This is a genomic window from Smaragdicoccus niigatensis DSM 44881 = NBRC 103563 (assembly GCF_000380645.1).
In the GTDB taxonomy this organism is placed as follows: Bacteria; Actinomycetota; Actinomycetes; order Mycobacteriales; family Mycobacteriaceae; genus Smaragdicoccus; species Smaragdicoccus niigatensis.
This window is the reverse complement of record NZ_AQXZ01000012.1, coordinates 24,785-49,333: the sequence shown is the minus strand read 5'-3', so window position 1 is coordinate 49,333 and position 24,549 is coordinate 24,785. Positions and strand designations below refer to the sequence as shown.

Annotated in this window: 23 protein-coding genes and 1 pseudogene; 10 read left to right on the top strand and 14 right to left on the bottom strand. The window is 65.4% G+C overall.

Annotated features, from left to right (window positions below; genetic code table 11):
• Window positions 1–22: 22 nt before the first annotated feature.
• Both F600_RS26955 and F600_RS0104490 read left to right on the top strand, forming a co-directional pair.
• Window positions 23–694: pseudogene (locus F600_RS26955) on the top strand (LppM family (lipo)protein); the annotation flags it as partial.
• Window positions 695–884: 190 nt separating this feature from the next.
• A complete protein-coding gene (locus F600_RS0104490) occupies window positions 885–2,030 on the top strand; it encodes a glycosyltransferase family 2 protein (RefSeq protein WP_018159394.1) in 1,146 nt (381 codons plus the stop codon).
• On the opposite strand, the gene metF is transcribed toward F600_RS0104490, so the two are convergent.
• Window positions 1,980–2,942, bottom strand: a complete 963-nt coding sequence (metF, locus tag F600_RS0104485; protein WP_018159393.1) for a methylenetetrahydrofolate reductase [NAD(P)H] — start codon at window positions 2,940–2,942, stop codon at window positions 1,980–1,982. The two genes, F600_RS0104490 and metF, sit on opposite strands and share 51 nt — an antisense overlap.
• A gap of 141 nt (window positions 2,943–3,083) precedes the next feature.
• Between metF and F600_RS0104480 the strand changes: the two genes are divergently transcribed.
• From F600_RS0104480 to F600_RS0104465, 4 genes are read left to right on the top strand one after another with little or no spacing between them, the layout of a single operon-like run.
• Window positions 3,084–4,229 carry a polyprenyl synthetase family protein gene (locus F600_RS0104480; RefSeq protein ID WP_018159392.1) on the top strand — a complete coding sequence of 382 codons (1,146 nt, stop codon included), beginning with the start codon at window positions 3,084–3,086 and terminating at the stop codon, window positions 4,227–4,229.
• Window positions 4,229–5,758 (top strand): phytoene desaturase family protein, encoded by a 1,530-nt coding sequence (gene crtI / locus F600_RS0104475; protein ID WP_018159391.1) that lies wholly within the window; start codon window positions 4,229–4,231, stop codon window positions 5,756–5,758. Before F600_RS0104480 ends, crtI begins: the two co-directional genes overlap by 1 nt.
• Window positions 5,759–5,767: 9 nt before the next feature.
• Window positions 5,768–7,303, top strand: a complete 1,536-nt coding sequence (locus F600_RS0104470; protein WP_081628715.1) for an alpha-(1->6)-mannopyranosyltransferase A — start codon at window positions 5,768–5,770, stop codon at window positions 7,301–7,303.
• Window positions 7,300–8,250, top strand: coding sequence for a phytoene/squalene synthase family protein (locus tag F600_RS0104465; protein WP_018159389.1), 951 nt, complete (start codon window positions 7,300–7,302; stop codon window positions 8,248–8,250). The genes F600_RS0104470 and F600_RS0104465 overlap by 4 nt, the downstream gene beginning before the upstream one ends.
• Before the next feature lie 143 nt (window positions 8,251–8,393).
• On the opposite strand, the gene F600_RS0104460 is transcribed toward F600_RS0104465, so the two are convergent.
• On the bottom strand, window positions 8,394–8,759 hold the full coding sequence (locus F600_RS0104460) for an Rv2175c family DNA-binding protein (RefSeq protein ID WP_026306160.1): 366 nt from the start codon (window positions 8,757–8,759) through the stop codon (window positions 8,394–8,396).
• A 142-nt stretch (window positions 8,760–8,901) separates the two neighbouring features.
• On the opposite strand from F600_RS0104460, the gene pknB reads away from it, so the two are divergent.
• The gene (gene pknB / locus F600_RS0104455) at window positions 8,902–10,770 is read left to right on the top strand and encodes a Stk1 family PASTA domain-containing Ser/Thr kinase (protein ID WP_018159387.1); all 1,869 of its coding nucleotides are present in this window, start codon (window positions 8,902–8,904) and stop codon (window positions 10,768–10,770) included.
• A 64-nt stretch (window positions 10,771–10,834) separates the two neighbouring features.
• On the opposite strand, the gene F600_RS0104450 is transcribed toward pknB, so the two are convergent.
• The 11 genes from F600_RS0104450 to F600_RS31050 all read right to left on the bottom strand — a co-directional run bounded on the left by F600_RS0104450 (window position 10,835) and on the right by F600_RS31050 (window position 19,551).
• Window positions 10,835–12,223, bottom strand: a complete 1,389-nt coding sequence (locus F600_RS0104450; RefSeq protein WP_018159386.1) for a class II 3-deoxy-7-phosphoheptulonate synthase — start codon at window positions 12,221–12,223, stop codon at window positions 10,835–10,837.
• A gap of 23 nt (window positions 12,224–12,246) precedes the next feature.
• Window positions 12,247–12,750 (bottom strand): polyadenylate-specific 3'-exoribonuclease AS, encoded by a 504-nt coding sequence (locus F600_RS0104445; protein WP_018159385.1) that lies wholly within the window; start codon window positions 12,748–12,750, stop codon window positions 12,247–12,249.
• A 12-nt stretch (window positions 12,751–12,762) separates the two neighbouring features.
• Complete coding sequence (locus F600_RS0104440; RefSeq protein ID WP_018159384.1) at window positions 12,763–13,494, bottom strand: lysophospholipid acyltransferase family protein; 732 nt, start codon at window positions 13,492–13,494, stop codon at window positions 12,763–12,765.
• A gap of 61 nt (window positions 13,495–13,555) precedes the next feature.
• Complete coding sequence (locus F600_RS0104435; protein ID WP_018159383.1) at window positions 13,556–14,521, bottom strand: ROK family glucokinase; 966 nt, start codon at window positions 14,519–14,521, stop codon at window positions 13,556–13,558.
• Between the two features lies 1 nt (window position 14,522).
• The gene (locus F600_RS30110; protein ID WP_018159382.1) at window positions 14,523–14,855 is read right to left on the bottom strand and encodes a hypothetical protein; all 333 of its coding nucleotides are present in this window, start codon (window positions 14,853–14,855) and stop codon (window positions 14,523–14,525) included.
• 8 nt (window positions 14,856–14,863) lie between these two features.
• Window positions 14,864–16,018, bottom strand: a complete 1,155-nt coding sequence (locus F600_RS0104425; RefSeq protein ID WP_026306158.1) for an ArsA family ATPase — start codon at window positions 16,016–16,018, stop codon at window positions 14,864–14,866.
• 32 nt (window positions 16,019–16,050) lie between these two features.
• Window positions 16,051–16,488: an SRPBCC family protein gene (locus tag F600_RS0104420; RefSeq protein ID WP_018159380.1), complete on the bottom strand. Its 438-nt coding sequence runs from the start codon at window positions 16,486–16,488 to the stop codon at window positions 16,051–16,053.
• A gap of 86 nt (window positions 16,489–16,574) precedes the next feature.
• Complete coding sequence (locus F600_RS0104415) at window positions 16,575–16,955, bottom strand: hypothetical protein (RefSeq protein WP_026306157.1); 381 nt, start codon at window positions 16,953–16,955, stop codon at window positions 16,575–16,577.
• A gap of 11 nt (window positions 16,956–16,966) precedes the next feature.
• The gene (locus F600_RS0104410) at window positions 16,967–18,100 is read right to left on the bottom strand and encodes a glycosyltransferase family 4 protein (protein WP_018159378.1); all 1,134 of its coding nucleotides are present in this window, start codon (window positions 18,098–18,100) and stop codon (window positions 16,967–16,969) included.
• Window positions 18,101–18,122: 22 nt separating this feature from the next.
• Window positions 18,123–19,145, bottom strand: coding sequence for a basic secretory protein-like protein (locus F600_RS26945; RefSeq protein WP_018159377.1), 1,023 nt, complete (start codon window positions 19,143–19,145; stop codon window positions 18,123–18,125).
• 109 nt (window positions 19,146–19,254) lie between these two features.
• Window positions 19,255–19,551 (bottom strand): hypothetical protein, encoded by a 297-nt coding sequence (locus F600_RS31050; RefSeq protein ID WP_081628712.1) that lies wholly within the window; start codon window positions 19,549–19,551, stop codon window positions 19,255–19,257.
• A gap of 74 nt (window positions 19,552–19,625) precedes the next feature.
• Between F600_RS31050 and F600_RS0104395 the strand changes: the two genes are divergently transcribed.
• Together F600_RS0104395 and F600_RS0104390 are read left to right on the top strand one after the other, a co-directional pair.
• Complete coding sequence (locus F600_RS0104395) at window positions 19,626–20,888, top strand: DUF222 domain-containing protein (protein WP_162141388.1); 1,263 nt, start codon at window positions 19,626–19,628, stop codon at window positions 20,886–20,888.
• Window positions 20,889–20,926: 38 nt separating this feature from the next.
• A complete protein-coding gene (locus F600_RS0104390) occupies window positions 20,927–22,636 on the top strand; it encodes a DEDD exonuclease domain-containing protein (RefSeq protein ID WP_018159374.1) in 1,710 nt (569 codons plus the stop codon).
• Between the two features lie 9 nt (window positions 22,637–22,645).
• On the opposite strand, the gene trpD is transcribed toward F600_RS0104390, so the two are convergent.
• Window positions 22,646–23,683 (bottom strand): anthranilate phosphoribosyltransferase, encoded by a 1,038-nt coding sequence (gene trpD / locus F600_RS0104385; RefSeq protein WP_018159373.1) that lies wholly within the window; start codon window positions 23,681–23,683, stop codon window positions 22,646–22,648.
• Between the two features lie 206 nt (window positions 23,684–23,889).
• Here trpD and ctaE point away from each other — a divergent pair, with 206 nt between their 5' ends.
• Complete coding sequence (gene ctaE / locus F600_RS0104380; protein WP_018159372.1) at window positions 23,890–24,501, top strand: aa3-type cytochrome oxidase subunit III; 612 nt, start codon at window positions 23,890–23,892, stop codon at window positions 24,499–24,501.
• Window positions 24,502–24,549: the final 48 nt, after the last annotated feature.

Genomic DNA, 24,549 nt, shown 5'->3' with positions numbered 1-24,549 from the left:
GATGTTCGCTGTGCTGTCTGCAATGACATCAGTCCCGCCGTCCGAGTCACGGTCGTTCCGTCACCGTGCCTGGCCGCTCGCGATCCTGCTGCTGCTCGCCATGCCCTTTTTGAGCGCATGTCTGCGGGTCCAGGTCTCGATGGCCGTGTCCGACAACGACCGGGTATCCGGTCAGATCGTGGTCGCCGCAGAACCCAAGAACGACAAGGACAAGGGGCCGCAGCTCAAAGAGCCGTCGACTCTCGGCGACCGCCTCCATGTGCAGCCGTACAACCGCGACGGCATGGTCGGCAGCCAGGTGATCTTCAGCGAACTCAACTTCGGCGAGCTGGCCGACCTCAAGGCGATGTCCGACGACACTGCTGGAAAGTTCGAGCTCAAGCTCGTGCGCGCCGGCGACCTCGTCGCGCTCGACGGCTCGGTCGATCTCAAGGGGCTGCCTGAGGAAGGCACGGACGTCACGTTCACGATGGCCTTCCCCGCGCGCATCTCGACGACGAATGGAACCCGTGTCAGCGACTCGGTGGTCAGCTGGCGGTTCACTCCCGGCGAGGTCAACACGGTCCGGGCCGAGGTCCGGTACACCGACCCGAACACGCGCAGCTTCGCCGGGTGGGCAGGCATCGTCGGCGGTGTCGCGATCGGTGTCGCTCTCGTCATTGGCGCCATGGCGTTCCTGACGCGGAGTCCGCAGGCCGCGGGTGCCGCGGCGGCCGCGGCCGAACGTGCCATCCAGCGACTGCGCGAGAAGAAGATGCCCAAGCTTCCGAACGTTCCGAAGTTGCCGAAGATCGGCTCCAAGTCCCAGAAGTCTGAGTCGGACGCTTCGTCCGACGACAAGGCAGCTGAGCCGCAACCCGCATCCAGCGACCAAGGCTCCTGATATGACCAAGCGGTTCGGCTTCCCAATTGCGGCAGCCGGAGCGTCCCTCGCCGTCAGCGGGGCCGTCATTGCCGTGCACAACCTGCGGGCGTTCCGTTTTCTCGACCCGACCGCGGACACGTCCGAGAACGTCGCCGTCCTGATTCCGGCACGCAATCAGGCGCTCGAGATTCCGGATCTCATCGCCGATCTGAAATCGCAGATCGGCGTCTCGGAGATGTCGGTCGTGATTCTGGATGACGACTCGTCAGACGAGACGTTCGACGCCGCGGTGTCAGCCTGTCGCGAGGATGCGCGTTTTCAGGTTCACCGCCAGACGGGTGATCCGCTGCCGGGGTGGCTCGGCAAGTCGGCCGCCTGTCATGAACTGGCCCAGATTGCCGACGACGCCTCGATCTTGGTTTTCATCGACGCCGACGTTCGCCTCGAACCGCACGCGATCAACGCCGCGGTAGGTGCCCTGCGTTCCGCCGACGCGGCGCTGATCTCCCCCTGGCCCCAGCAAATCGCCGAATCCCCCGCCGAACGGCTCCTACAGCCGCTGTTGGCCTGGTCGTGGGCCTCGACGCTGCCGGTTTCCGTGGCAAACCGGAGCCGCCGCCCGTCGATGGCGGTGGCATGTGGGCAGTTCCTGGTTTTCGACGCTCGCGCCTACCGCCAGATCGGTGGACATGCGAGTGTCGCGAGTTCGATCACCGAAGACCTGGCGATCGCGCGCGAGCTACGCCGGAACGGCCACCGAACCGAACTCGTCGGCGCCGGATCGCTCGCCCAGTGCCGCATGTACGACGGCTGGGGCAGCGCACAGGACGGCTATTCGAAATGGCTGTGGTCGCAGTTCGGATCACTGTTCGGAAGTCTCGGCGTGCTCAGCGGACTGAGCCTCGGCTATCTCATCCCGCCCGTCGCGATGATCGCCGGCAAGGGCAGGGTGCGTGCGGTCGGAACCGTGGGTGTGGTCGCGGCGATCGGATCGCGCGTTGCCGCCGCAGCACTCGAACGACGCACCTATCCGCAGGCCGTCGACCTCAAGCAAGCCGCGAAGCACCCCGCGTCGATCGCGGCGTACAGCTATCTCACGCTGCGGTCGCACTACCTACATCGACGCGGCAAGCTGGCCTGGCGTGGCCGATCGCTTCGCACCTAGACCGGTGAGGCCGAGGTTCGTCAGCACCTCGTTCGTCGCTTTTGCGAAGTTGAGAGTGATGAAGTGGATTCCCGGTACGCCCTCGGCGATGAGTCGCTGGCACATCTCGGTCGCGATCGCGATGCCTTCCTCGCGAACCGCCGCACGGTCCTCGTCCGCGCCGTCACCCGCAGCGCGTGCAAGTCGGTCGTTCATCTCCTTCGGCAGCGCGGTGCCCGCGAGCTCGACCATCCGTCGGACGGAGTTCAGCGAAGTGATCGGCATGACCTCGGGAATGATCGGCTTCGCGCCCTGCTCGGGGTCGCAGGCGACGATCCGGTCGCGCATGCGGAGGTAGTCCTCGACGTCGAAGAACACTTGCGTGATCGAGTAGTCGGCACCGGCGCGCAACTTCTCGACGAAATGCCGGGTGTCCGACTCCAGGTCGGGTGAGCGATAGTGCCCCTCGGGGTGCGCAGCGACGCCACAGTGGAATCCGCCCAGGCGGCGGAGAAGAGCCACGAGTTCGTGCGCGTACTCGACGCCTTCGGGGTGCTTGTGCCATTCCCCGAGCGGATCGCCCGGCGGGTCACCGCGTAGCGCAAGCAGATTCGTGATGCCCGACGCCGCATAGGCCCCGATGATCGCGCGCAACTCGGCGACGCTGTGATTGACCGCGGTGAGGTGGGCGACCGGCAGCAATGTCGTCTGCTCGGCAAGCTTGGCGGTGATGCGCAGCGTCCGGTCGCGGGTGGTGCCGCCGGCACCGTAGGTCATCGACACGAACGCCGGATCCATGCGCTCGAAGTGCCGAATGGTGCGCCACAGCCGGGCCTCGCCCTCGGCGTCCTTCGGCGGCGAGAACTCGACCGACCACGGCAGAACTCCGCGCGGGTACGTGCGCAGGCGTTCGATCACCGACTGCTTTTTCATCGCAGCCGGTCAGCCGGTCGAGTGCCACGAGATTTGTGCAAGGTCACCCCGCAAGCATAAGCGCAGCACGATTTGCACCTGCGCGGCCAACTACAGTGAGACGTGATTCATGGGCATCGAAGCGGAACCGGAGGCGGGGGTTTGGCGCTGTCGAAGAACAACGGGGCCGTTCGACTGGGATCGGGGTCCTATGGCCCGGTCGCACCGACTGGGTCGGCCTCGGAATCGATCGTGGCCGCCGCCGAGGAGACCCTCGGCCGGTTCTTCGCGTCGAGGGCCTCGATCGTCGAGTCGATCGGCGGCGCATTTCCCGAGGTCGTGGACGCTTTACGGCGGTACGTGCTGCAGGGCGGGAAGCGGGTACGACCGGCGTTCGCGTGGCTCGGATTCCGTGGTGCCGGCGGCCCGGCGAGCGGCCCGGCCGCGGACGCAGCGTTCGGCGTCGCGTCGGCGCTCGAACTTCTCCACGCGTGTGCGCTGATTCACGACGACATCATCGATGCCTCGCTCACTCGACGGGGCGTGGCCACGGTCCATGTCGACTACGCCGGCCGTCATCGACGCGCGGGTTACTCCGGAGACAGCGCCCGCTACGGCGAGAGCATCGCGATCCTGCTGGGCGACCTCGCGTTGTCGTGGTCGGAAGACATGGTGACCGAATCCGGGGTCGAGACCGAGGCTGGGGTTCGACTCGAATCGGTGTGGTCGGCGATGCGCACCGAGGTCATCGCAGGGCAACTCCTCGACATCGAAGCCGAGGTTCGCGGCGACGAGACGGTCGAGGCCGCACTGCGGGTCAGCCGGTACAAGACCGCGGCGTACACGATCGAGCGTCCCCTGCAACTCGGTGCGGCGCTGGCCGGCGCGGACGAGGACCTCATCGCGGCCTACGGCCAGTTCGGGCATGACCTCGGCATCGCATTCCAACTGCGCGACGATCTTCTCGGCGTTTTCGGCGATCCGGCGCTGACCGGCAAGCCGTCCGGCGATGACATCCGCGAAGGCAAGCGCACGGTGCTGCTCGCGGTCGCGCTGGCCAAGGCGGACGTCGAAGATCCGGATGCGGCGCACGTCATCCGCGAGAGCCTCGGAACCGAGGTCTCCGCCGAGCGCCTCGACGACATCCGCGCAATCCTCACCCGACTCGGCGCCGTGGCTGAGGTCGAACGCCGCATCGACGAACTCATGAAGTCCGCCTTGGCGGCACTCGACGGCAGCACCGTGACCGACGAGGCGAAAGTCGCCTTGGCCGCCATGGCGATCTCGGCGACCCGGCGGTCGGCCTGATGCGTACCGTCACCCGTCCCGCCGACCACGTCGTCGTGGTGGGCGCGGGCCTCGCGGGACTGTCCGCGGCCCTGCATCTGCGGGGCGCGGGACGCGAGGTCACCCTCATCGAACGTTCGGACACCGTCGGCGGGCGCGTCGGAACGTATTCGCTGCCCGGCTACGAGATCGACAACGGCGCAACGGTTCTCACACTCCCGCACCTCATCACCGAAGCGCTCGAGGCGGTCGGCGCCACCGCCGACGCGCTCGACATCGTGAAGATCGAACCCGCCTACCAGGCGCGATACGCGGGCGGCCGGACCATCCGGGTCTACTCCGATCAGCGCGAGATGGAGAACGAAATCATCGGAAAGGTCGGCGCCGGACGGCACCTCCGGGGCTATCGCCGACTTCGTCACTGGCTCGAGCGCGTGTACAACGCCGAGTTCGACAGCTTCATGGCAGCGAACTTCGACACTCCGCTCGACATGATCCGCACCGGAAAATCACGTCTCGACCTGGCCAAACTCACCTTTCTCGGCGGTTTCGGAAAGCTCGAGAACCGAATTCGCCGGTACGTCCCCGACCCCGATCTCCGGCGCCTGTACACCTTCCAGGCGTTGTACGCCGGCCTCCCGCCGTCCAAGGCCTTGGCGATCTACGGCGCCATTCCGCACATGGACACCTCGCTGGGCGTCTATTTCCCGCGAGGTGGAATGCGGCAGATCGCCGAGGTCATGTCGAAGGCGTTCGTCGACGCGGGCGGCGAGCTGTTCACGGGCACCGAGGTCACCGAGATCGAGTTCACGAAGTCTCGTGCGACCGCCGTCCAGACGACGGGTGGCCGAATCGAGTGCGACGCCCTCATCGTCACGACCGACCTCGGCGAACTCGAGAAGCTGATCCCCCGCCGGCGTCGCTTCCCTCGCCGACTCCACGCCTCGCCCTCCTGCGTCGTGATCCACGGCTCGATCCCGGTCGCCATCGCCGCTCAGATGCCGATTCAGGCGCACCACACCATCGAATTCGGAGCGGAATGGTCGCGCACGTTTGACGAAATCACGGCACCGGAGGGTCTCGGCCGCCTCATGACGGACCCCTCGCTGCTGCTGACGCGCCCGGCGCTGACCGACCCGAGCATGCGTTTCATGCGCCATGGACAACTACAGGAGCCACTCTCGATTCTGGCGCCGTGCCCGAACCTCGACTCCGCACCGCTCGATTGGGATGCCCTGACCGAGTCGTATGTACAGGACCTGTTGGCCACCCTCGAAAGCCGGGGATACCCCTGGCTGCGCAGCGAGTTCCGGATCGACCGAGTGGACACCCCCGCAACCTGGAAGGCGGCGGGCATGCTCGCCGGGAGTCCGTTTTCGGCGGCGCATCTGTTCCGGCAAACCGGACCATTCCGGACCCGGAATCTGCTCCGCCGAACCGACAACATCGTTCTGGCGGGCTGTGGCACAACTCCCGGTGTGGGAGTTCCCACGGTGCTTCTGTCAGGAAAGCTTGCGGCACAGCGTATGGGGGCTGAAACCAGCCGCTAAGCTGACGCTGTGTCGCAGCCCGCAGCCGAATCCCGCCTAGCATCGGTGCGTGACCGGCTTCGGGAGTTCCTCCCCACGGACGCTGGTCGGGCCGCGGTTCTCGGGTTCTACGCTTCGCTGCTGATCACGTTCGGCGGCCTGGGCGCGGGAGCGGTTCGCCGCGACGATCCCCTGCTGGAAATGGCGCAGTTGTCGTGGCTGCGATTCGGGCATGGACTCTGGCTGTCCCGACTGGTCTGCATCATCGGCGTCGGACTGATGATCATGGCGTGGATGCGCCTCGGTCGCGAAACGATGGCCGGTCGCGCCCGCCTCAACGATCTCCGATTCGTCGTTCTGGCGTGGACCGCGCCCTTGCTGCTATCGGTCCCGTTGTTCAGTCGCGACGCCTACTCGTACCTCGCTCAGGGCGCCCTGCTGCGCGACGGCTTCGATCCGTACGCCGTCGGCCCCGTGGCCAACCCGGGCATTCTGCTGGAGAACGTCAGCAGCGTCTGGACCGCTACGACGTGTCCGTATGGCCCGCTGTTCCTTCTCATCGGCGACGGCATCACGAAGATCACCGGGGACAACGTGGTCGCGGGCACCATGATGTTCCGGCTGGCGATGCTGCCCGGTCTCGCGCTCATGATGTGGGCGATCCCCCACATCGCCACCCACCTCGGCGGAAAGCCGCCAGTTGCCCTGTGGCTCGCGGTCCTCAACCCGCTCGTGCTGATCCATCTCATCGGCGGCGTGCACAACGAACTGCTCATGGTCGGCCTGATGGCGGCCGGCATCGCACTGGCCCTCGAACGGCATCATGGCGCCGGGATCGCGGTCGTCACGGTCGGCGCTGCCATCAAGGCAACCGCGGGCATAGCCCTGCCATTCATCATTTGGATCTGGATGATCCACGAACGCCAGGACCGTGAGGCGGAGGGTCGCAAACCGCTGCCACCCTTCGTCATGTTCGTCAAGAACTCGGCGCTCGGCGGATTGATCTTCCTGGTGATCTTTGCCGGGTTGTCACTCGTTGCCGGAGTCGGAATCGGCTGGCTCACAGCGCTTTCCGGTTCGGCGAAGATCATCAACTGGCTGTCGCTGCCGACGATCCTGGCGCACATCGTCACCTGGTTCACGCCGTTGGACCTGTCGTCGGTCCTCGCCGTCACCCGGTCCCTGTGTGCGCTCGCGCTCGCGGCCATCCTGGTGTGGTCATGGTGGCGCTATCGCCGCACCGAAGCCGAGGCCGTCATGGGCATTCTGGTCGCGTTCGTCGCGATCGTGGTCCTGTCGCCAGCTGCGCTGCCGTGGTACTACTCGTGGCCGCTCGCGCTCGCCGCGGGTTTCTCGCTCAAGCGGTCGACCATGGCCATCATGACCGGGCTCTGTGCGTGGCTCATGCTGATCTTCCTGCCCGACGGCAACACCGGCCTGTACAACCTCGTTCACGTGCTCGTGGTGACGTTCGTGGCGATTCTGGCGGGTTGGTCGCTCGTCAAGCCTGATCCGCTGCGCGTCCGCACCGCGGAGCGCTATCTGGCGGAGCACGTCGACGCATGAGGTCTGAGGAGACTCTGCGTGCGGCGTATACGCACGCACGGAACGTCGCGGCTGGACATGGACGGACGTACTACCTGGCGACGCGCATGCTTCCGGCGGAGCGCCGTTCTGCCATCCACGCGTTGTACGCGTTCGCCCGCATGGTCGACGACGTCATCGACGTCGAAGCGGGACACCAGCTTTCGTACACACACTGCGCCGAGCAACTCGACCTGCTCGAGCACTATCTCCGTCAGCTGACCTCCGGCGTCGAACTGCCGGACGACCACGACATCGACGACGAGACCCGGCACGTTCTCGCCGCCCTCACGGACACGATTCGCCGGTTCGACATCGCGTCGGAGCCTTTCTGGGATTTCTTCGCCTCAATGCGCATGGATCTGCCCGGCACGCCCACGTATCACCCCTCGTATCAGACGATGGCCGACCTGAAGGCCTACATGCGCGGCTCGGCAGCCGGCATCGGGCTGCAGATGGTCCCGGTCCTCGGGACGATCGTCGATGTGCATGAGGCCGAGCCGTACGCGGCTGCGCTCGGTGAGGCATTCCAGGTCACGAACTTCCTGCGCGACGTCGGCGAAGACCTCGACCGCGATCGTGTCTACCTCCCCGCCGATGAACTCGCAGCCTTCGGCGTCGACGAGGACCTGCTCCGCCACTGCCATGCGACCGGAACGACCGACCGTCGACTCGTTCGGGCCCTCGCACATTTCATCGCGCTCAATCGCGGCCAGTACCGGTACGCGGTCCAGGGCATCCCGATGCTCAGTCCGATCGCCCAGCCGGCGATCTGGGCCGCCTATCGGCTGTACTCGTCGATCCTCGACTACATCGAGGAGGGTGGATACCCGGTCTTGCACACCCGGGTCATCGTGCCCAACCGCCGCCGGCTCGCGATCGCACTCCCCTTGGCCGGAAAGGCACTCGCACACCGCGCGGTCGGCTGAAGTCGGGACTGCCCGGGTGTTCGCCGGACGGCCCGCAAACGCACCCCTAACTCACAGCTGCGCGCCGATTGGCGGGCTGGGCGGCGTACGTCTGCAAATTTGGCGCGCAGCTGTGGCGCTGGGCCGGATGCGATCCCAGTTAGTTAGAACGCCATCGCCTGTGCACGACGGATGACCTCGCGCGCCAGGTGTCCGTGCAGCGCGTCCATCGGCTTGCCCGGCAGCGACGGGTCGTCGGTGAAGAGGAAGTGCAGGACCTCCTCGTCCTGCCATCCGCCGTCGCGCAGCACCGCGATGAGACCGGTCAACTGCTTGAGCACATGGTCGCCATCGATGAACTGCGCCGGGATACCGAACTCCTTGTCGCGCTTGATCGCGATGAGCTGATGATCGCGAAGCATCTGAACGACCCGCGAGTGTGGCAGGCCCAGAGCCTGCGCGACGGACTCGATGGAGAGCAACTGAATGTCTGCCCCGAAGATGTCCGGACAGTGTGGGAAAGAACTCACGGTACATAACGTTATCGCCACTACCGGCGACTATGACGCAGCGGGGCGGATGGTCGATGCGTCGATTTGTCGTTTCTCGCTACCATCGAAATCAGACGCCGGGCCTTTTTCGGCATCAGGACGAACTGGCGAAGGAGGTCGAGTGGGAAATCCGGGCGCAACGTCGCAGACCGATCGCTTGATCGGAACCCTCGTCGACCGACGCTATCGCATCGACGAACGGATCGCGCGGGGCGGAATGTCGACCGTGTATCGCGCTATCGACACGCGTCTCGACCGCCCCGTCGCGATCAAGATCATGGACCCCGGATTCGCCGGCGATGAGCAGTTCCAGGCGCGTTTCGAATTCGAAGCCCGGTCGGTCGCCCGGCTGAAGCACCCGGCACTGGTCGCCGTCTACGACCACGGGCGCGACGGTGACCTCCCCTTCCTCGTCATGGAGCTCGTCGACGGCGGCACTCTGCGCGACTTACTGCGCGAACGTGGACCGATGCCCCCGCACGCGGTACGTGCGGTCGCCGAACCCGTTCTCGATGCTCTGGGTGTCGCCCACGCCAGCGGACTCGTCCACCGCGACATCAAGCCGGAGAACGTTCTCATCTCCGACACCGGCGAGGTGAAGATCGCCGACTTCGGTCTGGTCCGGGCCATCGCGGCCGCGGGCACGACCTCGAACAGCGTCATTCTCGGAACGGCTGCCTACCTCTCGCCGGAACAGGTCGCGACGGGTCAATCCGACACTCGGGGCGACGTCTACGCGATGGGCATCTTGATCTTCGAAATGCTCACGGGCCAGACACCGTTCACGGGCGACACCTCCCTCGCCATCGCGTATCAGCGACTGCACAATGACGTCCCGCGACCGAGTTCGCGCATCCAGGGAGTGCCCTCGGAGTTCGATGAACTCGTCACCGTCGCAACGAACCGCGACGCATCCGGACGCTATGCCGACGCCGCGCACATGGCAGATGCATTGCGCGACATCGCCGCGAAACTGCATCTGCCGGCATGCCGGGTGCCCGCCCCACATCGACCGCAGCCGGCCGCACCGGTACCGCGCGCGATGCCGAGCGTGATTCCGGCCGGTAGCGCGGCCACCACCACGGTTGTCCCACAGCAGCCTGCACAGCCCAAGCAACCCAACCCGACCAGGGTGTTCACGGCCATGACGCCGCGACCCGAATACCTGCCGTCGGAAACGGCCGGACGGGTGCCTCCCGCACCTCGCTATCAGCCGCCGCCGGCACCGCGATACTCGCCACCAGCGGCACCGCGGGTCCCCGGACAGCAGTACTCACCGTTCCCGGGTGCGGTTCACAACCGCAAGAAGTCGCGCCGAATCGTGCTGGTGTGGCTGACGCTCATCGTGGCGGTTGCGCTCGCACTTGCCATGGGCGGCTGGTTCGCCGGTATCGGCGCTGCCGCAACCATCCCGAATGTGGATGGGTTGTCAAAGCAGCAGGCGCAGAAGGAGATCGAGAAAGCCGGGTTCTCGGTGGCGTTCTCCGACGGCTACTCGAACTCGGTCGGGCCCGATCTGGCGATCGGAACCGATCCGGCCGGCGGATCGTCGGCGCACCAGAAGAGCACGGTCACCCTAATCCTGTCGAAGGGCCAGCCGCGCGTTCCGGAACTGCCCAAGAACGCCGATCGCACCAAGGTCGTCGACATGTTGAGCAAAGTGACGTTGAAGGCGGTCGACACCGAACCGGTATTCAGCATCAAGGTGCCGGCCGGCAAGGTTGCCCAGCTGACTCCCGCGCCTGGCGCTGTAGTCCCGGTCGGGAGCACGGTGAAGATCGCCGTGAGCAAAGGTCCGCCCCCGAAGGTGACGATCCCGGCGGTGACCGGAAAGACGATCGCCCAGGCACGCACGATCCTCACTGAATCCGGGCTCGAAGTCACGGTTCGTCAGTTCACGAGCAACGACGCATCGACCGTGATCACACAGTTCCCGGTCGCCGGCCGCGAAGTCGATCCCGGCTCGTCCGTCACGCTTTTCGCGCTCTAACGCACATCGGGCAGGAAATCCGGCGATGACCGCCGGTTTTCCTGCCCGATAGCAGCTTCCGCGCTCAGTCGCGCAGCATCTCCGCCACGAGGAACGCCAGCTCCAGCGACTGCGACGTGTTCAGGCGCGGGTCGCATGCCGTTTCGTATCGGCCCGCGAGGTCCAGGTCAGAGATGTCCTGCGCACCGCCGAGACACTCGGTGACGTTCTCACCGGTCAGCTCGATGTGGATGCCACCCGGGTGCGTGCCGAGGTCACGGTGCACCTCGAAGAAGCCCTGGACCTCGTCGACGATGCGGTCGAAGTGACGCGTCTTGTAACCCGTCGAGCTCTCGTGGGTATTGCCGTGCATCGGGTCGCACTGCCAGATCACCTTGTGGCCGGTCGCCTTGACCTTCTCGATGATCGGCGGCAGCAGGTCGCGGACCTTCGAGTTGCCCATGCGCGAGATCAGCGTGAGGCGGCCGGGCTGGCGGCGTGGGTCGAGGCGCTCGACGTACTCGACGGCCATCTCCGGCGTCGTCGACGGGCCGATCTTGAGACCGATCGGGTTCGCGAGCAGTTCGGCGAACGCGATGTGCGCGTGGTCGAGCTGACGCGTCCGGTCGCCGATCCACAGGAAGTGCGCCGACAGGTCGTACAGCGACGCAGTTCCCTGCTCGTCCTTGCGCATTCGGAGCATCGCGCGCTCGTAGTCGAGAACGAGGGCCTCATGACTGGCGTAGATCTGCGCGCTCTTGAGGCTCGGGTCGGAAACACCACACGCACGCATGAACGCGAGACCGCGATCAATCTCGCGTGCCATCGCCTCGTAGCGAGCACCCGCGGGCGACTCCGCGACGAAGGCGCGATTCCAGTCGTGCACCTTGTGCAGGTCGGCCAGACCGGACCCGGTCAACGCACGAACCAGGTTCATCGCGGCGCTTGCGTTGGCGTACGCACGGACGAGACGGCCCGGGTCATGCACGCGAAGCGCCGGGTCGGGCTCGATCGAGTTGACCATGTCGCCGCGGTACGAGGGCAGACCAAGCGAGTCAAGGTCCGCCGAGCGCGGCTTGGCGTACTGACCTGCGATTCGCGCAACCTTCACGACCGGCATGCTCGCGCCATAGGTCAGCACGACCGCCATCTGCAGCAGCGTCCGGATGTTGGCCTTGATGTGCGGCTCGGTGTTGTCAAAGAACGTCTCCGCGCAGTCACCGCCCTGAAGCAGGAAGGCCTTGCCCTCCGCTACCTGAGCGAGCTGCTCAAAGAGGCTGTCGACCTCTTCAGGGACGCAGACCGGGGGGACACTCTCGAGGACCGTTCGCGCGGCAGCGGCCTGGTCTGCGGGCCAACTCGGCTGCTGCTTGGCGGGCTTGGCGAGTGCTTCGTCAAGGTCGCGGCGCAGGTCCGAAGGTAGCGGTGGCAGGGTAGGCAGCTGATCGATAGGAAGGTCGACACTCCAACTCACCTGTCAAGGATATGGGGTCGCTTCTAACGCTTTCCAGCCTGGTCCGAACGCACGGCTTCAATGGCCTGGTACTTGGCCAGATTGTGGCGCGCGTCGGCGAGCGCGTCGTGCGCTTGCGCAGGTAGCGGCGGCAGCGTGGGACTGCCGTGCATCTCCCAGTAATGACGGAGATCGCGGGTGTACCGCGGCATGACGTCTGGCAACGCCGTCATCGGGCCCCACAGCTGACACAGCGCAACATGGTCGTATGCACTGACCCACGCCCATAGTTCCGGCCGCGCGTTGCGCGTCGGAACCAGGAACTTCAGCAGTGAGTCACGAATTCGATCGCGCGACATCCACGCGGGATCGGCGGGCGACGGCAGCTTCGGCAGGACGTTACGACGGACCCACGGACCGGCGCGGTCGGGATCGAATTGGGTGGAGACCGCGTAGAACTCGCGACCGTCCTCCCCGACCACACCGATCGAGATCAGATCGATCGTTCGCCCATCCTCGATGAACTCGCAATCGTAGAAGTACTTCACCAGGCGATGCCGCTACCCGGCCCGAGTATCCGGGATGCGGTCTGCGGTGGCCTTGGTCGACGACTTCTTGTTCTTGATCGTTGAGGCGTAGACGTCGACGTAGGTCTGGCCCGACATCTTCATGAGCTCGTACATGATCTCGTCGGTGATCGCGCGCTCGACAAAGCGGTTGCCGGCGAGGCCGGCATAGCGCGAGAAGTCCATCGGCTTGCCGAACTTCACGGTCACCTGGACGCGGTACCAACGGTTCGAACCGGGAGGTGACACCTTGTCGGTGTTGATGACCGCCATCGGGATCACCGGCAGGCCGGTGTCCAGCGCGAGGCGGGCAACCCCGGTCTTGCCCTTGTAGAGACGGCCGTCCGGCGAACGCGTGCCCTCGGGGTAAAGGCCGACCAGGCGGCCCAGCTCGAGCTGCTGTTTGGCCGTGTTGAGGGCAGCCTCGGCGGCGTCCGCGCCACTACGGTCAATCGGCACCTGGCCGGTCTGCGTGTAGAAGAACTTCTCCAGCGCGCCCTTGAATCCAGGGCGGGTGAAGTACTCGGACTTGGCGAGGAACGTGATGCGACGCTTGACGGCGACCGGCACGAACAACCAGTCGGCGATCGACAGGTGGTTGCCCGCCATGATCGCTGCACCGTCATCAGGGACGTTCTCGAGGCCCTCGATGATCACCTTGTTGTACCGCTTGATCCACGGTCCGACGAGAACGTACTTCAGCAGCCAGTAAAACCAACCGGTCATGTCTTCCTTTACGTTTCGTCGCTCGGCCCCGGATCGCGGCAGCACTCGAACACTGGCAACTCTAATTCACCAGCGCCGCGCGAGCCAGATCAGCGGCTCCTATCAGTCCAGCAGATTCACCGAGCTGAGCGGTTCGTATTCGCGCTCTTGTCCTATGTGCAGCGCCCGTGATGAGCGCGCCATAGTGCTCACGCGCAGTGTCGAGAAACAGTTGCGCAGAACTACTCACGCCCCCGGCGATAACGATGAGATCGGGGTCGAAGACGTCACTGACCATCGCCAATCCCACCCCCAGCCACTGCGCGAACTCGTCCATCGCCGCCAGCGCGATCGGGTCCCCGTCGGCTGCTGCCGTGGCCACCCGACGCCCGGTGATCGTGTCCGGATCGATCATCGCCTCCTGCATGAGGATCGAGGATTCTTCCGGTTCCGTGGCCAACAGCTCGATCGCGGTATCCGCCAAAGCTGTTCCACTGCAATAACGTTCCCAGCAGCCATGCTTCCCGCACGGGCAGCCCCGGCCATTCGGTACGACCTGGATATGGCCCAACTCCGGAGCCACCCCATAGCTGCCTCGGTAGAGCTGACCGTCGGTCAGCAGCGCACCGCCGATGCCAGTCCCGATCGCAACCAGCACGATGTTGTGGCCGCGTACCGCAGCACCGAACTTCCACTCCGCCCACGCCGCTGCATTTGCGTCGTGCTCGAGGATGACGGGCAGTCCGACCCGGTCAGAGAGTATTCGGCCGATCGGCGCGTCGACCCAGGGCAGATGCGGCGCGAACCGCACGATCTGCCGGTCCAATGTGACGAAACCCGCAACCGCAAGTCCCACTGCACCGACGGTATGGCGGGATGCCAACTTGTTTACGGCCCGCGTGATGCTGTCTTCCAGCGCCCACGCCGAATTCGGAGTCGGCATGCGAACGCTGTCCAGAATCTGACCCGACTCATCGACAACCGACGCACGAATGCTGGTTCCGCCGATGTCGATACCAACTGTTAAGGCACCGACGGCTGGTGTCATGTCAGGGCTTGATCGTGATCGGGATTTCGGTGAACTCGGTCGTCGAGTCACCAGCCGGCGCAGTCTCCGCGGGCTTGTGTTCGGGGGTGCCGAGCCCGCTCATCGCGTCCTTCAGAACGCTGAGCAATGCACCGCCCTGCGTGGCGATCGACGCAAACAGGTCCTGCTCGTGGCCTTTGACCGCATTGGCAGCCCGACAGATCGGGCACCACGTGCACGGAGTCTGCTCGGACTGGGCGGCGGCCGCCGACTTCAACAGCGGCTCGATCTTGCCGATCGCGTCGTCGAGTAGAGCGCGAAGATCGACTCCTCCGGCGCCTTCGAAATCGACCACCAGACCCCCTAGCTTTTCGCGGAAAACATGACGACGAGATACTGCCCGTCGAATTCCGCACCGACGACGGTACACGCGCGCAGGTCCGGGTCCAGCGGAATTCGGCGGCGGGCACCGTCCGCTCCGACGATCAGATCGGAACTGATCCGAGCCAACGTCACCGACCTTGGATCGGCAACCGGAAGGAAGAATCTCAGCGCCGTGCCGCCATCGCGCGGCACGACCGAAACGCTGCGCACCTCGATGTGCTCATCCGGTGGCAGCAGTCCTTCGCTGAGTGACTCCAATGCGGCACGGCCGATTGGCTCGGCGACCAGGTCGTCAACGAGTTGCACCGGGATCTCCGAGATCGCAGCCCGGATTTCGGCGATGACCTGCTGCTGCTGAGTGCGGCGGGAGGCGAGCCACCCACTGGATTCGGCGGCGGATTCCGGCACCACACGATTGACGATGATGTCGCTGACCCGGAAGCCGGCGAGTGCCACCGCCGAACGCGTCCGCATCAACTCGGCGAAACTCACGCGATCGGGTGTCGTCACGAGGTGGATCGACGTGCGGCGCGCATCGCCGAGCAAGCTGCGGACAGACTTGACCGTCGAAGACATCCGTTCGACTCCGCCGGCCATCATCGCGGTGCGCAGTCCAGCCGAGAGCGCTTCGTTCGACCGCTGCTCCTGCGGCCACATCCGCTCGAGATACCCGAGCAGGATTTCCGGAGCGGTCAGGGCCGACATCGCCTCCGCGGTCGCCGGGCAGTCGATGATCACGACGTCCCAGTCGTCGTCGGCAACGAGTTCCGCGAGTTCAGCGAGCGCGAGGATCGGCTCGACGCCCGGCAGGCCGGCGACTTCCCGGGGATCAAGCGGCGTCACCGGAGAAACCTGACCCAAGGCCTGCCCGACACCCGCCAGCTTCACGAGGTTCCGGTATCGCTCTTCGAGTAGCGCGAGGGTGTCGATCTCCAGGACATCGAGCCCGAAATCGACGCGTTGGATCGACGACGGTTGGCCCGGTTTATGTGAGGTCTTCAGATCGAGAATCTGGGTGAGCGAATGGGCCTGATCAATCGAGGCGAGGAGGACATGCTTACCCTCGGCCGCGCGGGCGAACGCCGTAGCCGCAGCGAGAGTCGACTTCCCCGCTCCGCCTTTGCCGAGGAAGATCTCGACCCGGCACTCCGAATCCAGACCACCGTTCAGCTCTCGACCCTCTTCTTCAGTTCCAGAAGTGCGGTGTCGGTGATGACGCGCTCGCCCATGCGCTTGATCACCCCGATGACCGGGATGTTGAGGTCGAGCGTGAGTTCATAGGTGACGGTCGTCGACCCATCGTCCTCAGTTTGCAGCGAATACCGCCCAGCCTGCGTCTTTTGCAGCTCGCTGCGGACCAGCTCCCAGGTGACCGAAAGCCCGTCGGGCGCCCAGCTGTACTGCAAGGCATAGGTGTCCTTGACCGGGCCGGCATCGAGAACGTAGTGCACGAGGATCGCGCGTCCATCGCTTTGGCGCTCGAGCACCGCGACTTCTTTCGCGGCCTCGACCCACTCCGGGTACCGCTCGAAGTCGGCGATGACCGCCATGATGTCTGCCGCCGGCGCATCGATCGTGATCGAGCGCATCGTTTCTTCAGCCACGTTGCTGCCTGATTCCTCTGCGTTTGGGTTCGGGACGACTCCATGGCGACGGGAGTGGTTTCAGCGAGCGAAGCGATGGGCGCATGTCAGACGCCGATGGCTGCCGGTGGGATACCAGCGGGGCGACCCGCTTCGATCTCGCGCTTCAAGTCGAACGACATCGCTTTTCCGCTGACGCGGTACTTCCGGTTGAGGGCGACCAGGTTGACCGGCGTCGCCGTGGGTTCGGCGTGAACGAAATAGTGCACGATGACGCCGTCGAGCATCGGTTCGAGCCACACTTCCATGGTTCCGTCGATCTCGCCCGAGATGATCCAGCGGACGCCCTTCGCACCGCGGTCCTCGCGAACGGACACCGACAGTTTGGGCCACCAACCACGCCACCGATTCGGCGCCGCAATTGCCCTCGCGACAACCTCGCCGGGTGCCGCGATGAACATTTGGTCGGAGACCTGGATGCTACTCACGAGTAGAAAGCCTAATCGTCGGAGAGTAATCGCCGCAGACGCCCTGCCAAGACGTCCCATTGCCAGTTCTGCTCGACCCACTTTCGACCGGCCTTGCCCATCTCGCGAGCCTTGTCCGGATCCGCCAGAACGTTCGCGACCTTGTCAGCCACGTCGATCGGCGAACGCCCGTTGGCGACATACCCGGTCTTGCCTTCGATGACGGTCTCGGGAGCGCCACCGGAATCGCCGGCGACGACGGGAATCCCACTGGCCGACGCTTCGAGGTACACGATGCCGAGGCCTTCGACGTCGAGTCCACCGCCGCGCGTGCGGGATGGCATCGCGAAGACGTCGGCGAGGTTGTGGTGCGCGGCCAACTCCGCAGACGGAACCGATCCCGTGAAGATGATGTGCTCGGAGACACCGGACGACTCCGCCAGGCGATGCAGGGTTTCGGCGTACGGACCACCGCCTGCGATGACCAGCACCGCCCCGTCGATCCGCTGGCGAATGCGAGGCAAGGCACGGATGAGTGTGTCCTGGCCCTTGCGTGGCACCAATCGGGAGAGGCACAAGATCGTCGGACGGTCCCCTAGGCCATAGCGGGCGCGCAGTTCCTCGCGTGCCGCCGAGTCCGGTTTGAACAGCTGGTCGTCGACGCCGGGTGGCACGTGTTCAAGGGCTGCGTGAGCACCGAAAGCCGAGGCGAACCGACGCCGCGTGTACTTGCTGACGTAGGTGACGACATCAGTCGTCTCGCCGATCACCCGCAAGGCCTGCCGGCCGCCGGGCACCATCGACCAGCCGACTTCGTGGCCGTGTGTGCTGGCGATGATGCGCTTGGCACCCGCCGACCGCAATCCGGCAGACATCAATGCCAGTGGAGCCGCGGCACCGAACCAGACGGTGTCGCACTCGTACTCACGAATGAGGCGCTGCGCTCTTCTGGCGACAAAGGGGGTCGGCAGCATGAGCGTGGTCGGGTGACGGACGACCGGAAACGGCTGCTTGGCGTCGTATTTGAGGTGGCTGTCTCCGCGCCAGCGAGGCGCGTAGACCACGAGATCATCGGCGGGCAGCCGGGAAACCAACGCCTCCAGATACGACTGGATACCCCCGGGCCGGGGCGGAAAGTCGTTGGTCACCAAGAGGGTCCGCGCCATGCGTCCACCGTAGCGGGGAGGGTCACCGCGCATGTGTGATCGTCCACTCATGCCAGGATTGCCGGAACTCGGCGGCATCGAGCGCACAGACCTCCCGGGTCGCGGCGTCGGGCACCGCCCCGCCCGCGAGCAGATCGTAGAAGCGTGCCGCGGAACCAACGCCACACCGGTCGTCGACGAAGTCGAAAACCGTACGCGCCGACGCGTACGCCCGATTGGCCTGCGGTCCGGAGAAGGCAGCGTCGACCGGGAGGTCGCCGCTCTGTTCCTCGATCGGTCCACGGTCGCGGTAGGCGACGAAGTCCGCGAAGCCCTCAGTCACCCAGATCGGCGTCCCCGGGTTCGTGCGTGCACGCGTCGCCACGTGCACGAGTTCGTGCCGCAGCACGACATCGAGTTCGTCGCGGCCAAGCCGCGTCGCCGCGGCCGGCGAGACGACGATCCGCTGACCGGACACTTGACCATCGGCCATATCGTCCGACACCGTTGCCGCCGCGGTTCCCTGCGCTCCGCCAAGCGCCGAGTACTCCGCGTCGCTCGAGGTCAACCACACGACGACGTTCTGCTGCCAGTCGCCGGACGTCGCGCGCGCGACGTCCGTGACGGCAGCCGGAAGCTGCTCGGCAACCCGACCGCGCAATGCGTCGTCGACGGGATGCGAAAGGACGACGGTCGTATCGGTGGCGGTCGCTGCGGTTGGTCCAAAGTCCCAGGGGCCCCGATACGTTCGCGCGCCGGGCGAGTCAGCGAATCCCTTCACGAACCAGAGATCGCCATGACGAGTAAGAGTCATGACCAGAGGTCGTCGCGCTGGCAGTCGGTCACCACCGCGAATCTTGTACTCCAGTACCGCAGCAACCGAACCCGGAACGTCCGGGACCGCGTCGAATCGGTAGTGCCATGACTCGAGCGGCACGCCCGCAAGATTCTGTGTGCGGGCTACCTCGCCCTCTATGAATGCCGTCGAAGCTTCCGGATCGAGGAACCCGCGAACCGAGTCGGAGTCGGCAGCCTTCTCGGCGGCGGCGAGCCTATCGACGAGCATCTGTGGCGACGTCGCAGGGTGCGGCCTGGATGCCGAAGGAGCCGAGCACCCAGCGACGAGCAACACGACGAGCAGTCGCGGAAACAACCTGGTCGTCCCGACTCCCTCCCTACCCGGTCCGCAGTTGAGTCTTCTCGCGTGGCACCAGCCGCAAGTGTGGCACCAACCCGGCGTCGCCAAGTGCCGACAACGCTTGCGTCTCAGCCTGATCGAATTCAACCCGGCGAAGCGGCCGGAACGGAACGACGGTCTTGTCCTCGGTGGACAACGGTCCCAGGAGGACGGTCACGACGCAATCCCCACACGCCGGGCCGCGAACGGCGCAGTCGTTGCAATCCACGATCACTGCTCTCCCCTGTTCTCCGGCCCGCGCCGGCTTGTGACGGTGACAGCAGAGACCGTAAATCCGACCTACGACAAGTAGCTCGCGCCATGAAGCGCGGTGAGCTACTTGTCAGAGGTCGAATGTATGTTCGAGTAGTGAGTTCGTTAACGCTTCTGATCAGGCCCGATGTCGATGTGTCGTCGATGTCCAAGGGCGAATTGGTTGACCTCATCACCGCCCACGAAACCGCGAAGTCTGCGGCCGCGGCGGTGCAGGCCCGCGCGGCTGTCGAGCTGTTGCGCCTGGAAACCGCCGAGTATCCCGGTCGGGCGTCGGCGCTGGTCCAACGCAGCGTCGGCACCCAGATCGCCCTCGCGCGGAAGGACTCGCCCCTGCGGGGGCGCCGCCACCTGTCCCTGGCGAAGGCGTTGTGTACGGACCTGCCGCACACGATGGGCGCATTGGAGCGAGGCGAACTCTCTGAGTTCCGTGCGCACTTGATCGCCCGCGAAACCAACCACCTCACCAGTGATGACCGCCGCACGGTTGACCACGAACTCGCGGGCGGGCTCATGGGTGCTGGTGACAGCAAAGTGGCCGACCTCGCACGCGCCGCCGCGCAACGCGCTGACTCAGCGGCTGCCGAGCGCCGCGCACAGAAGGCCCGCAACAACCGTTGGGTCGGTGCGTGGGCCAAACCCGACGCCATGATGATGGTCAAAGCCTTGCTGCCCTTCGAACACGGCCTCGCGGTACATCGAGCACTCCGCGCCCATGCCGAGCAGGCACGCCGCGACGGGGACAAGCGTCCGATCGGTCAGGTGATGGCCGATGAGTTCGTGCAGCGACTGCTCGGCAAGTCGGTCGATCACCTGATCAACATCGAGATCGGGCTCGTGATGAACGAACGCACACTGCTGCGCAACGACAACGAAGCCGCGTATGTGCCCGGGTTCGGTCACATACCGGCAGGTATCGCACGAAAGTTGCTCGCCGACGCCGACAAGGCATGGATCCGCAGACTGTTCGTCGAACCCACCTCCGGTGAACTCGTGAACATCGAGTCCAAGCGCCGCCTGTTCAGCGGCAAGTTGCGTCAACTCGTCCTCACCCGCGACCGCACGTGCCGAACCCCGTACTGCAACAACCAGATCCGGCATATCGACCACACCACGTCGTGGTCCAAGCACCGCGAAACCCAAGCGTCTGGTGGACAAGGGTTGTGCGAGTACGGCAACTACGTCAAGGAAAACCCGGGCTGGAGCTGCGACGTCATCCACATCGGCGTGGCTCGCCGAACCCGATTCACCACACCGACGGGACACCATTACGACTCACCACCACCAGCACAACCTGGCAGTGGGCGCGCCACGATCGAGATCGAACTCAAGCGAGGACTCCGCGACAGGCGCGCGTGAGGGCGAATCTTGTCAGAGGTCGGCGCTACCTTGCCCGGGTGACTGTCGCAGCCGCCGCTCAGCTGAGCTTCGATCAACTCGATACCCCGTTGTGCGACACCACTTTTGTCGTCGTCGACCTGGAAACCACCGGGGGCAGTGCCGCGGCCGACGCCATCACCGAAATCGGCGCGGTCAAGGTTCGCGGCGGCGAGGTCATCGGCGAACTCGGGACACTCGTCAATCCTGGACGCGCGATTCCTCCGCAGATTGTCGAGATCACCGGCATCACGTCCGCGATGGTGGTCGATGCGCCACGCATCAACACCGTCCTGCCGTCGTTCTTCGAATTCGCCCGGGGTTCGGTGCTCGTCGCGCACAACGCGCGATTCGACATTGCGTTTCTCAAAGCTGCCGCCGCTGACCTGGGCATCCCGTGGCCGGGCTTCACCACCCTGTGCACCGTCAAGCTCGCGCGGCGCGTACTTCGCAAGGACGAGGCTCCCTCGGTTCGCCTCTCCGCGATGGCACAGCTGTTCAATGCCGCGACGACCCCGACTCACCGCGCGCTCGACGATGCGCGCGCCACCGTCGACGTGTTGCATGGCCTGTTCGAACGTCTTGGCAACCAAGGGGTCCACAGCTATACCGAGCTGATCGACTACCTCCCGGACGTCTCGCCCGGTCAACGCGCGAAGCGCGGCATGGCGGCCGGGTTGCCCCGAACTCCGGGCGTCTATCTCTTCAAAGGGCCCGGGAACGAGGTGCTCTACGTCGGGACCGCCGTGAATCTGCAACGCCGCGTTCGCAATTACTTCACCGGGTCAGAATCGCGCGGTCGAATGAAGGAGATGATCACCCTCGCCGAAAAGGTCGATTACGTGCAATGCGCACACGGTCTCGAAGCCGGTGTCCGCGAGTTGCGCCTGCTCGCTGCACATGCGCCGCCCTACAACCGGCGGTCGAAGTTCCCCAAGCGCGTGTGGTGGTTGAGCCTCACCGACGAGCCCTTCCCCCGGTTCACGATTCGCCGAACCGCCGACGACCGCGCACTGGGTCCGTTTCGGACCCGAACCGAAGCGAATGACACTGCGCTCACACTGGCCGATGTCTGCGGTATCCGCACGTGTACCGACCGACTGCGCGCCGACGACGCGCATGGATCGAAGTGTCCGCCGGCGGTGGTCGGTGGCTGCCCGGCGTCCCGAGGTGCCGTCAGCCTCACTGCGGCCGCATACGCACAGCACGTCGAACTCGTCGATGGCCTCATCGCCGGATACGCCGACGCTCCGGTGACCGATCTCTACACCCAGATCGAGGAACTATCCGCGATGCAGCGGTTCGAGACCGCGGCCCGACTCCGCGACCGCACCGCTCTCGTCATCGATGCCGCGAGACGTCGCCAACGCCTCGCCTCGCTGGCCCGGATCGACGAACTCGTCGCGGCGCGACCGGACGGCAATGGCGGTTGGGAATTGGCGATCGTCCGCTGTGGACGCCTCGCCGCGGCGGGAAATGCGCGGCGCGGGGTGGCGCCGATGCCGGTCGTCGATCTGTTGACCGCGGGAGCCGAGACACCCGACGTTTCCCCTGGTCCGCTGCGTGGAGCGCTGGCCGAGGAGACTGCGCTGATTCTCCGATGGCTCACCGAAGAGGGGGTCCGGATCGTGCGGACGTCGGACGGCTACGCCGAGCCGGTCCGGTGTGCGGCGAGGTGGCAGAACTGGTCTGCCACCGCCCGCCGCGCCCGGCATCTCGCCGGAATCTAGCCCCGGAATCTAGCTCTTCGCGCCGATCCGCTGGCTGGTGGTCGCCCACTTGGCCAGCAGTTCGGCGGCCGCGCCACTGTCGATCGCGGCCTCAGCCCGGCTGATGCCGGCCTTGATCGCGTCAATCACATTTCCGTTGAAGCCCTCGAACGCCGCGATCGCCGCACCGGCGTTCAGAACGACAGCGTCCCGAACCGCGCCGGGCTTACCGGCGAGCACATCACGCGCGATGGCCGCGTTGACCACGGCGTCTGCGCCGCGGAGAGCGTCGAGACCCACGATCGGAAGTCCGAAGTCCTCCGGAGACAGCGTCACTTCGCTGATCTGACCGTCGGAGACGACGTAGGCGTGAGTGGTCGAGGTCGTGGTGATCTCGTCCAGTCCGTCATCGCCGCGAACGACAAGTGCGGTCGCGCCACGGCCGGCGAACACCCCGGCGACGATCGGCGCGAGATCGGCGAACGCACAGCCGACGAGTCCGGCGCGCGGACGCGCCGGGTTCGAGAGCGGTCCAACGACGTTGAACACCGTGGGAATGCCGATTTCCTTGCGCGGCGGGCCGGCGAACCGGAAGGCCGGATGGAAGACCGGTGCAAAGCAGAAACCGATCCCGACTTCGTTGACGCACTGGGCGACACCGTCGGGACCGAGGTCGATCTTGACGCCGAGCGCCTCGAGCACGTCCGCACCACCCGACTTCGACGAAGCGGCGCGGTTGCCGTGCTTGACCACCCGGATGCCAGCGCCTGCGACGACAATCGAGGCCATCGTCGAAATGTTCACGGTGCCGGCGCGGTCGCCGCCGGTGCCGACGATGTCGACCGAGTTGGAGTCGACCGGGACCGCCGCGGCGTGCGACAGCATCGTGTCGGACAGACCCATCAGCTCGTCGGGCTTCGGGCCCTTCATTTTCAGGGCGACACCGAACGCGGCAATCTGGGCCGGCGTAGCACTGCCGGACATGATTTCGTTCATCGCCCACGACGCGCCCTCGGCACCGATGTCGCCACCAGTGGTCAGGGTGTCGAGTACCTCAGCCCAGCTCATCGATTTCCTCCTGCGATCGCGGTCGAGGCAAGCTTAGGCGAGGCTCGCAATAGCGGCGCAAAAGCGTGAGCGCAACCCACGATTTCGGTGGCTTATTGGCCAAAAACGCTTGTGAGACCGTACAGTTCGAGGCTGGGATACGACACGACACAACGAGTTTCGTACCCCGGCACATCTTCGGTACTACGAAGGGTCATACTTTCCCTGTGACGACCGCAGTTAGCACCCCCGGATCGGCAATCACCCAGCGCGTTCACTCGCTGAACCGGCCGAACATGGTCAGCGTCGGGACCATCGTCTGGCTCTCGAGCGAACTCATGTTCTTCGCCGGGCTGTTTGCGATGTACCTGGTAGCGCGCGCCAACGCGAGCGGCAACTGGCCGCCGGCGCCGACGCACCTCAATATGGCTCTGGCCATCCCGGTGACGACGGTCCTCATCCTGTCGTCCTTCACCTGCCAGATGGGCGTCTTCGCCGCCGAGCGCGGTGACGTCTTCGGCCTCCGCCGCTGGTACCTGGTCTCGCTGATCATGGGCGCCATGTTCGTGTGCGGTCAGGGCTACGAGTACACGAACCTCGTCCGCGAAGGCACGTCGATCTCCAGCAGTGTGTACGGCTCGGTCTTCTACATCACCACGGGCTTCCACGGTCTCCACGTCATCGGCGGTCTCATCGCGTTCGTGTTCTTGATCGGTCGCACCTTGGTCAGTAAGTTCACGCCCGCACAGGCCACCGCCGCGATTGTCGTGTCGTACTACTGGCACTTCGTCGACATCGTGTGGATCGGCCTCTTCGGCATGATCTATTTCGTTCGCTAGCGACACACCAGCCCCGAGTAGCTAGACGTCAACTCAACCAAAGGGATC